The 9,696-nt window shown below is 39.1% G+C and carries 11 protein-coding genes; 10 read left to right on the forward strand and 1 reads right to left on the reverse strand.

All coding sequences use genetic code 11. The annotated features are described in order from the left end of the window. The first annotated feature begins 116 nt into the window (after nucleotides 1-116). From M1K46_RS17305 to M1K46_RS17330, 6 genes are all read left to right on the forward strand, one after another. Nucleotides 117-1,244, forward strand: a complete 1,128-nt coding sequence (locus M1K46_RS17305; RefSeq protein ID WP_062232295.1) for a sensor histidine kinase — start codon at nucleotides 117-119, stop codon at nucleotides 1,242-1,244. Then, nucleotides 1,241-1,840 carry a response regulator transcription factor gene (locus M1K46_RS17310; RefSeq protein WP_053354185.1) on the forward strand — a complete coding sequence of 200 codons (600 nt, stop codon included), beginning with the start codon at nucleotides 1,241-1,243 and terminating at the stop codon, nucleotides 1,838-1,840. The genes M1K46_RS17305 and M1K46_RS17310 overlap by 4 nt, the downstream gene beginning before the upstream one ends. 408 nt (nucleotides 1,841-2,248) lie before the next feature. After that, nucleotides 2,249-3,697 carry a sensor histidine kinase gene (locus tag M1K46_RS17315; RefSeq protein ID WP_256226989.1) on the forward strand — a complete coding sequence of 483 codons (1,449 nt, stop codon included), beginning with the start codon at nucleotides 2,249-2,251 and terminating at the stop codon, nucleotides 3,695-3,697. Next, on the forward strand, nucleotides 3,694-4,380 hold the full coding sequence (locus M1K46_RS17320) for a response regulator transcription factor (protein WP_256226990.1): 687 nt from the start codon (nucleotides 3,694-3,696) through the stop codon (nucleotides 4,378-4,380). The genes M1K46_RS17315 and M1K46_RS17320 overlap by 4 nt, the downstream gene beginning before the upstream one ends. 271 nt (nucleotides 4,381-4,651) lie before the next feature. After that, nucleotides 4,652-5,032 carry a hypothetical protein gene (locus M1K46_RS17325; protein ID WP_254781493.1) on the forward strand — a complete coding sequence of 127 codons (381 nt, stop codon included), beginning with the start codon at nucleotides 4,652-4,654 and terminating at the stop codon, nucleotides 5,030-5,032. A gap of 28 nt (nucleotides 5,033-5,060) precedes the next feature. After that, a complete protein-coding gene (locus M1K46_RS17330) occupies nucleotides 5,061-5,279 on the forward strand; it encodes a hypothetical protein (RefSeq protein WP_061969704.1) in 219 nt (72 codons plus the stop codon). Nucleotides 5,280-5,375: 96 nt separating this feature from the next. Here the strand turns inward: M1K46_RS17330 and M1K46_RS17335 are convergent, their stop codons facing one another. Continuing rightward, nucleotides 5,376-5,717, reverse strand: a complete 342-nt coding sequence (locus M1K46_RS17335; protein ID WP_256226991.1) for a hypothetical protein — start codon at nucleotides 5,715-5,717, stop codon at nucleotides 5,376-5,378. Between the two features lie 507 nt (nucleotides 5,718-6,224). Here M1K46_RS17335 and M1K46_RS17340 point away from each other — a divergent pair. The 4 genes from M1K46_RS17340 (at nucleotide 6,225) to M1K46_RS17355 (ending at nucleotide 9,470) form a co-directional block, all read left to right on the forward strand. Continuing rightward, complete coding sequence (locus M1K46_RS17340) at nucleotides 6,225-6,566, forward strand: general stress protein (RefSeq protein ID WP_053354181.1); 342 nt, start codon at nucleotides 6,225-6,227, stop codon at nucleotides 6,564-6,566. A 558-nt stretch (nucleotides 6,567-7,124) separates the two neighbouring features. Then, on the forward strand, nucleotides 7,125-7,739 hold the full coding sequence (locus M1K46_RS17345; protein ID WP_256226992.1) for a class I SAM-dependent methyltransferase: 615 nt from the start codon (nucleotides 7,125-7,127) through the stop codon (nucleotides 7,737-7,739). Nucleotides 7,740-8,027: 288 nt separating this feature from the next. Then, on the forward strand, nucleotides 8,028-8,309 hold the full coding sequence (locus tag M1K46_RS17350; protein ID WP_256226993.1) for a YggT family protein: 282 nt from the start codon (nucleotides 8,028-8,030) through the stop codon (nucleotides 8,307-8,309). A gap of 459 nt (nucleotides 8,310-8,768) precedes the next feature. Beyond that, nucleotides 8,769-9,470: a DUF1510 family protein gene (locus M1K46_RS17355; RefSeq protein ID WP_256226994.1), complete on the forward strand. Its 702-nt coding sequence runs from the start codon at nucleotides 8,769-8,771 to the stop codon at nucleotides 9,468-9,470. The last annotated feature ends 226 nt before the right edge of the window (nucleotides 9,471-9,696 follow it).

The raw sequence follows: 9,696 nt of genomic DNA on the forward strand, positions 1-9,696 counted from the left end.
CAAATAAAGTCCTGAAAGCAGGTGTAAAACCCTTGTTTTCAGGACTCTATTCTGTCTTCAAAAGTAATTGTGATAAAATAGCAATAGGCATTCAACACCGCAAAAGAGGGTTCAATATGAAAAAGATCTATAAGCTGTTTCAAATAAATACCGGGATTTCTCCGTATGTGTGGAGCGTTTTTAGTATTTTGCCGTTTTATTTTATTTTTCAATCTTCATCCACGAAACAAATTGTCGTGGGTATTTTGCTGACCATTTTATTCTTTATCACCTATCGTTTTGCCTTCATATCAAAAGGGTGGCCTGTTTACGTATGGGCTAGCATTCTAATTGCCATATCGATTACCATGACAAGCCTTTTTAACTATGTTTATTTTGCATTTTTTCTTGCTTATTTTATTGGTAATATAAAAGAACGTATTCCTTTTATTTCCTTATATATTATTCATCTCGTCAGCACGACTGTCTCTTTTAACTTCAACATAGTTTTTCAAGATGATCAGTTCTTAAAACAATTGCCTTTTATCATCATCATTTGGGTCAGTATCATCCTTATGCCTTTCAGTTTATCTAACCGAAAAAAGCGTGAGCAGCTGGAAGAACAATTGCAAGACGCGAATTCTGTTCTAGTAAAACAGCAGGAACGCCAGCGGATTGCCCGTGATCTTCACGATACTTTAGGACAAAAACTTTCACTGATCGGGTTGAAAAGTGATTTGGCCAGAAAGTTAATTGACAAAGACCCCGAGCAGGCTCGTTCTCAGTTGAACGACGTACAACAGACCGCTAGAACAGCACTGAACGAAGTCCGGAAAATGGTGTCTCAAATGCGGGGCATTCGATTAGAAGAGGAACTCATCAACGTCAAACAAATACTTAAAGCGGCGCAAATTGAATATATAGGTGAACAAGAATTACACCTCACGAATGTTTCCCTGCTGATCGAAAATATTTTGAGCATGTGTCTGAAAGAAGCGGTAACCAATGTCGTAAGGCACAGCGGCGCGACAACCTGTCATATATCCATCAAGCAATCGTTAAACGAAATTATGATTTCCATACGGGATAACGGAGCAGGAATAAGAGTTGATGAAGATATGACAAAAGGCCATGGACTACTAGGAATAAAAGAACGGCTTGAATTTGTCAACGGTCGTCTGGAGATCTTTTCAGAGGAGGGGACGACGTTAATCATACAAGTGCCGAATGTTATAAAATCGGCGGAAAAGGAGGGAGATAAATGATTCGGATCGTCATTGCGGAAGACCAGCAAATGATGTTGGGGGCACTGGGTTTGCTGCTTAATTTGGAAGAGGATATGGAAGTGGTCGGAAAGGCAAGCGACGGAGAAAAAGCGATTTCGCTTGTTCATCAGCATCAGCCTGACATTTGTATCATGGATATTGAAATGCCAGTAAAAACGGGACTTGAAGCAGCGGAAGAACTAAAAGGATCAGGCTGCAAAGTAATGATTTTAACGACATTCGCTCGTACAGGATATTTCCAGCGGGCCGTAAAGGCGGGGGTCAGAGGGTATTTGTTGAAGGACAGTCCGAGCGAAGAATTGGCTAGCTCCATCCGCAGTGTGATGGCAGGCAGGCGAATCTATGCCCCGGAACTCGTGGACGATGCATACAGTGAGGAGAACCCTCTAACTGACCGGGAAAAAGAAGTTTTATCCCTCGTGGCTGATGGAAAAAACACAAAAGAAATCGCCGATCAGCTTTCCATCAAAGCTGGAACGGTGCGAAACTATATTTCAACGATATTAGAAAAACTTGAAGTCACCAATCGGATTGAAGCCATTACCAGATTCCAGGAAAAAGGCTGGTTTAAATAAGTTTCCCGCACTTTATTGCTTTGTCCATGACCAGTGTAATTTTCACTGTTCAAGTACTTAAGGAGATGAATCAATGAATTCTTCTTCAATTAGCGGTTTAAAAAAATTTAACGGTCTCTGGGACTGATAGTTACACTACAAGAGTGTAAAAGTCAGCTCAGAGGCCTTATTTTATTTACTTGATTAGTCCCTTGAAAAGCAAAAATAAACAAACGGTTTATGACTCTATCGCGGGGACAGTTGCTAGGTACAAGTAGGAGAACTAAGATTCACAGAACATTTTCTAACCGTAACCGCATTTTTTTCAGGTGTTATACATTTATTTCATTCGAGTTTAGAAAAATTTTAGATTTGAAGGATATACTTAAATGGACATTTTTAATCATTAGGGAACAGGAAGGAAGTATTATGTCTATTCGAGTACGTTTGCTTTTATCCAATCTTGCCATGATCATAATGCCCGTCATTTTGTTCGTTCTGGCTGCTTTTTTGCTCTTCTCGTTCGTCTTTGTCGACCACGAGGATCACCGCTCCATTTTTGGCTCGTTGGGTTCGACGGAAGGTGCCCGGCCGGCGGACAAGCAAGTCATGGAATTAAAGAAGACAGCAGCCTTAACACCGGAAAAACTATTGAACGTCCGGTATTTGATCCGGGCAGATAAGGAATTAAATGAACAGGGTGCAGCTTTAGTCGTAAGAAGAGGGGACAAAGTCATTTACCGTCCCGTAAAAGACAAATCCTTGGAAATCAAGTATCTTCCACCTTTTGGATTCGAGGGATCGAACCGCCCGGTCTCGCGATTGGGCAATAAGCTTTATTCCATGCAAAAGTATGATTTTTACTTCTCAAATGGATCAACAGGGACGTTATTTTTTATTCGAGATGCTGATTTTGTAAAACAGATCTTCCCCCTTCTTTTTGGTAGTTTCCTGTTCATCATGCTCATTACAAATGGGCTGCTTACCTATTTTGTATCCAAAAGCATCCTATATCCTGTGAACGAACTAAGGATAGGAGCCAGGAAGATCAGTGAGGGAAATCTGGACTTTCAATTAATATCAAAAAGAAACGATGAACTTGGCCAGCTCTGCCAAGCATTTGAGACGATGAGAAAAAAGCTAAAAGCTTCAACGGAAATCCAGCTGCAGTACGAGGAAAACCGGAAAGAACTGATCTCCAACATATCCCATGATCTAAAAACGCCATTAACCGCCATTAAAGGATATGTGGAAGGAATCCGTGACGGCGTGGCAAATACTTCAGAAAAAATGGATCGGTATACGCAGACGATTTACAATAAGGCAAACGAACTCGACCATCTCATTGATGAACTGTTTTTGTATTCCAAACTGGATTTAAAAAAGGTCCCATTTCATTTTGAAAATATGGAAATCAGCGGGTATATCAAGAATTATATCGAAGAATTAAGGATGGATGCTACATTCGGTCAGGTTAGGTTGTCCCTTACGATTAAGGAGGGAAAAGAATTCAAAGTGATTGCTGACCGGGACAAACTAAAACGGGTTTTCACCAATATTATAGAGAACAGCCTCAAATACATGGATAAAAAAGAAAAGTCAATTGATATCGTGTTATCCTCCAATGGAGAAACCGTGTTGGTTGAAGTGCATGACAACGGCCCTGGGATCAAGGAATCTTCTTTACCGTACCTCTTTGATCGTTTTTACCGGGCGGATCCATCCAGGAATACAACCGGGTCGGGACTGGGACTGGCTATTGCAAAACGGATCATCGAAGATCATGGGGGGGAAATGTGGGCGGAAAGCCATGAGAATGAAGGGACCAGTATCTTTTTTACGTTAAGAAAAGCCGTGAATCAGGAGGCAAGCCCATGAAAAAGGTGTTAATTATTGAAGATGATGTGAGTATTGCCGAATTGGAGCGTGACTATCTGGAGATCAATGGGCTAGCGGCCGAAATCGCTTTAACAGGGGATACAGGCCTACAAAAAGCATGTTCTGAACCGTTTGACCTCGTTCTCCTGGACCTAATGCTGCCAAACATGGATGGATTTGAACTATGCAAAAAGCTGCGGCAGGAAAAAGATATCCCGATATTAATGGTATCCGCCAAAAAAGATGACATTGATAAAATACGGGGATTTGGGCTTGGGGCGGATGACTTTATTGTAAAACCGTTCAGTCCGGGCGAACTCGTGGCGAGAGTGAAGGCACACCTGGCAAGATATGATCGGTTGAGTAAACGGGAAAATCCGGCTGATGAGATCCATATTCGCGGCCTTCACATAAAGAAAGCTTCCCGTCAGATGCTTATGAATGAGCGTGAAGTGATCTTTACGGCAAAAGAATTTGATCTGCTTTTCTTTCTAGCGATGAATCCGAATCATGTGTTCAGCAAAGAACATCTTTTCGAAAGAATCTGGGGACTTGATTCGATGGGTGACATCGCGACGGTTACGGTGCACATCCGGAAGCTCCGTGAAAAAATAGAGATTGATCCCTCCAATCCACAGTACATTGAGACAATCTGGGGGGCCGGCTATCGATTCAGAGGTTAAACCCGGCATAGTCCGGGTTTTTTTCGTTAGAATGCAACAGCGATTTAAAAAGTTTATTGAAATTTAAGATTTTGTTTAGAAGTGGTTTAGAATTCATGGATACCATGAGGTGAAAGGGAATAGTGACGAAAAGGAGGTGTTGATGATGAAGCAGTTGACAGGCAGGGCAAAAAAATGACTGGTAATCCTCCATCTTTTATTCGCTGCTATTTTATTTGGAGTCACTGTATCCTTTCTTGTACTAAGTGTTACCGCAGCTGCTACGGATGACGTGACCATACTGAAGAGCTGTTATACGGTCATGTACATTCTTGCAACTTCGTCAGTACGTGCATCAACGATCGGTGTCGTCGTAACGGGGATCTTGCTGTCGGTTTGGACGAAGTGGGGGCTGTTCAAATTCCACTGGATCATCGTAAAGGAAGTCTTAACGATTCTTTCTATAGGGCTAGGAATCTTCGGGATGTACTACTGGATCCTCGATGCCTCTTCTATAACGGCAACGGAAGGTCTTCGTGCGCTGCATGATCAGGGGTTCCTTGTGAACCGGCTGCAGTTGTTCATAGGTATTATTCTTCAGATCCTTTCCCTTGGGACGATGTTCATGCTGTCAGTATTTAAGCCATGGGGACGCCGGACTGGCAGCAGTTAACCATGATCAAATAAAAGGAGGAAAGTGTATGGGCTGGGAACATCACGGATTTCCATTTCCATTCTTCGGATTAATTTTTTTGAGTCTAGTAACCGTACTGATCATTTTTAAAATGATAGCATTTCGGAGGTGCCATTCCTATATGAACAGTCAAAACGACGCTTCCGTTATATTGAAACGCCGTCTTGCTTCAGGGGATATTAAAGAAGAGGAGTACAAGAAGCTTAAACAGCTAGTAGACAAATAAAACCTAAAAGGGTTTTACTAATCGAGAAAGAAATAATAGGAGTACAAAATACAAAAATTAGTAATACGGACCCAGAATTTTACTGGGTCCAATTAATTAAAAGCCGCCTTCTAAAGGCTGAAAAGGAATTCGCAATCTTTCTTCCACTGTGCGCAGGCGTTGGTTTAATCGGTTTAACTGGCGTGAATGGCGTTCAACAGTGTTTTCAAGTTGGTTAACTTCCCGATTAAGCTGGTTGACTCGGTTTTCTAGCTGATTAACCCGCCTTTCAAGCTGCCTTATCGGAGGCTGTCTATCTGGGTCATGTTGCTGATGAGGATAATAATCATTCGACTGTTGTGAATAAGGGTCGTATTGCTGTTGCTGGACGTATGGTTGATAAGAACCATATTGCTGCTGGACATATGGTTGAGAACCGTATTGATAAATAAATAACATCTCCTTTCAAAATTCTCGAAATAAACTCCCTTAATAAGATATGTATCCAAAATGGAAGTGGACATATATAAATACCTATTTCTAAAAAAAGAGGAATCCAGTTGTCATTAATCTCTAATATCATAGTAAATCCTTTTTAGTCAGCCTCTTTACCAAAGAAATCTACCAAGCTACAAGAAAGTCAGAAGTTTTAATGGAGAGTTTGGAGGATGAATTAGCTAGTGCTGGATTGGTTGAGCTAATTGGTGAAAGTCCTGTACAAGAACAGGGGAAAGAGTACGGTGTAATAGTTTATTACTACAACACTAAAAAAAGGAGAAGAGTTGCACCTCGACGAAAACATGATCACATACATATTGTAATATTTTCACATTTATCTAGAGAATTATGATGCAGAAGGTGCATTTGGGACTGAGCCTCTATTTTATCCTTAGGTATATAAACACGATCCTATTGTTTAGTTTTTTTCAAAATTGGGTACTTTTTGTCCTAAGGAGAGTGATTTAATTGAATCCCAAATTTAAAATATTCCACAATGATGAACATTTGAGTGAATCAATTGACAAGCTTAGAAACAATGGAATTCGAGATGATGATATCTACATTCTTGCTCATGATAATGATCATGTCAGACGCGATAGGAAGGAAACAGATGCCAATAAGATTGGGGTCAACGTAACTGGGTTGGGCACTGCGACGAAAAATGTGTTCAAAAGCAAAGGTGATAAATTAAGATCCAAAATGAAGGAAATTGGATTTGACCAATCAAAGGCTGAACAACTAGAAGAAGAATTAGACAAGGGAAAAACGCTATTAGTTGTAACAAATCAAGATGAAGTTAAGTTTTAATGCATGAAATTCACCTGTTTGTAAGTAAAAGGGCAGTATTCATATTGGAGTTCTACTTTTTAGACTAGAGGCATTATTCGTGAGCTGGTATATCGAATGTCAGTGGGATTTGTATTTAGTCGGATAAGTATCCTCATAAAGAATTGAGGAAATTTGATTTATCCAAAGTTTCTTTGCCATATGAATGGTTCTTAGAGTGTCGTCAGAAAATGAACACAGTATAAGGTAATAAAATTACTCTTGAACTAACAGGTGCTTTAAGATGTAAGCTGCCAACACTGGCAGCTTTTTTTATTGTATCAACGGTCAGATTTTTTGAAGAATGGTATTATTGTTTTAATTGAATAAGATAAAAATGGAGGCGGGAAATGTACAGCGACAAGAAGTTACGAACACTGGAAATCCCGTTAAATGAGGTTGTAAATATAAATCCGATTAAAGTCACAATAGAAAATATTAATTTGAAAATTGCATTTTAAAGCAATAGCTAAAAAGGAATATCCATTGCTGTCCATTAGTTAACTGTCGGTAGTTGTTTAAGAAGGTAAGGGGGCAAGCATGAACAATAAGAAGCTGATAAAAAAGTTTGATAAACAAGCAAATACTTACGATCGAATAAGAGAAAAACAAATCCAAAGGAAGTGGAGAGAAAAATTAATTGAAGAGGCCCAAGGATCCGTTCTAGAAGTGGCAGTCGGAGCAGGAGGAAACTTCCCGTTTTATAACCGTGAGGAGATTGAAAAAATTACAGCGGTGGATTTTAGTCCTAAAATGTTAGAAAAAGCAAGAGTAGCAGCACATCAATATCATCTTCCAATCGAATTTGTTGAAAGTGACATTGATCAATTGGAGTTTGAGGAGAATCAGTTTGATACCATTGTTTCTACGCTTTCATTCTGCGGTTACCCTCAACCATTAAAAACGTTAGAGAACCTAAGTAAATGGTGTAAACCAATGGGACAAATATTGTTATTGGAGCATGGTATCAGTTCTAATTTCATTTTCTCAACGTTACAAAAGGTATTAGATCCTTTGGCTGTTAGAACGATTGGGTGCCATCAAAATAGAGACATCATGGAACTGATCAGCCTTTCTCCTATTGAGATCCAGAAAGTAGAACATCATTGGCTGGATGTTTTCCATCTGGTTTGGGCGAAACCCAAAAATAAATGATGGGCAGAAAAAATAATGTATTGAATTCATAAAGATGCTCAGAGGGAATCTGAGCATCTTTTTTGCTTTAGGAAATCTTCAGGCATCTATTTTTCGAACAGCTCTTTATGTTTTAACGAAATATAGTTATCCATAACAAATATCCTTTTTCTTCTTGAACAAGGAAGAAATATCGAAACCTTATTGGAAATAAAAACGTATATGAATCATAAGTAGGAAATTAAAGCACAGGCATTCATTGTATTAATGGTATTTAAAAAAATTATAATAGACGGGAAGAAATAAAAATTGGGCTCTATCATTTTACAAATTGGGCAATATATTTACGATATTTATTATTGGTTAATGTTAATATCCATTCTCGGTTCCTGGTTTCCGCAATTTTATGCCACAAAAGTTGGCATATGGATTAGTAAACTAGTTGACCCTTACTTTGCTATCTTTCGGCGTTTTATCCCGCCTCTTGGTGTAATTGATTTTTCACCTATCATCGCTTTAATTGCGTATAGATATTTAGGGGGATTTGCTCTAGAAGGTCTCCGTCAATTAATGAATATGATGGGCGTATAATAATGATAAACAACCTGTCGAATAAAGCAGAGAAAACAATAAATCTTAACAGGGCTGCATCGCAGCTCTTTTTTTTATTGAACTAACGAGCAGCATTCCTGTTCCCAGAGTTTCTAACGGTTTTTAAAGATTGGGAAGGTATTAAGCGAATTGCCAGTACCTCTATTGGTATTCTTAAATGTTCTCAACTGGCTAAACTAAAGCTTCGCACTTTACTATAGATTCATTAACAAATGTATTTGGTCTAGGGTGTTTTTGTACCAAAAAACCATCATTAATGATTTGTTTTGACTTCGCATTACCCCAATGTTAAGAATATTTTACCTCTTTATTTTACCCCTTATGTTATAAAAAACCTGTCGAATATTATCCAAACAACATCATTTCCGTTGGTAAAGAAGAAATCAAAACTTTTGTAAAACCATTGTGGTGAAGTGATAAAACTGAAGGAGGGAAAAGATGAGATCGAGATTTCAACGCCAAAAGAGAAAAAAGCTCCATGTTAGTCTGAACGCCTTAATTTGTATCGTATTGGTCCTAATATTTATTGTAGCAGGAAATATAATATGGGGAGACAGTAATGAGGCCTCAACCAATAACCCACAAAATCAAACCAGAAGTAAAGGTGAACAAAATAACCAACAAAATAATGACACCACGATCCGAAAAGATAAAGAGACCGATTTGAAAAACCACGATATAAAATTGAGAGAAAATAAAAAAACTAAAGACCAGCAAGAAGCTAAGAGAATCCAGAAAGACTCTGAGGAAGCTAAAAAAGAACAAAAAGCAGAAAAAGACAGAGAAGAGCAGAAAGCAAAAGAAGCCAAGGAGGAACGCGAAAAGCAAAGGTCTCAAGACGAGAAGAAAGTAACAGGATCTGGGTCGTCGGAACCCATTGGAACGAGTCAGACTGGACCACATACTTCGAGTTATGTTGAGGATTCAGTGGATTGGAACGAAAAAGTAAAAGCGATTCAAATGGCAACAGGTCTAGGGGACAACATGAACATCTGGCGTATTGAAAATGGCGGGGGACCGCAAAAATCAGTGGGAAAAGTGAGCCCTGACGGCGAAGATAGTTGGATGTATGTTGTGAATCTTGAATGGGTTGATCAAAAAGGTTGGAAAGTAACTAGTGTTAGTAAACAAAATCGATGAAAGGGATTTCTTATTGAACTAAGTGTGCATACTTAGAGATCAAGTGTAGCTGGTGCTAGTTTCTTCCTCCATAGTCTTGTTCCAATAGGGGTCCTACCACATGCCCATCAAGCTAACCCAATAATGCTTAGAGTAGAGTCCTTTCCACAAGAAACCCTACATGTTTGACTAAAGAAAGGCATGCCAAATATGCCAAAAAACAGGTCGTTTTTTTTAGTGCTATGCT

The organism is Fictibacillus sp. WQ 8-8, assembly GCF_024494405.1.
Classification (GTDB): domain Bacteria; phylum Bacillota; class Bacilli; order Bacillales; family Fictibacillaceae; genus Fictibacillus_C; species Fictibacillus_C marinisediminis.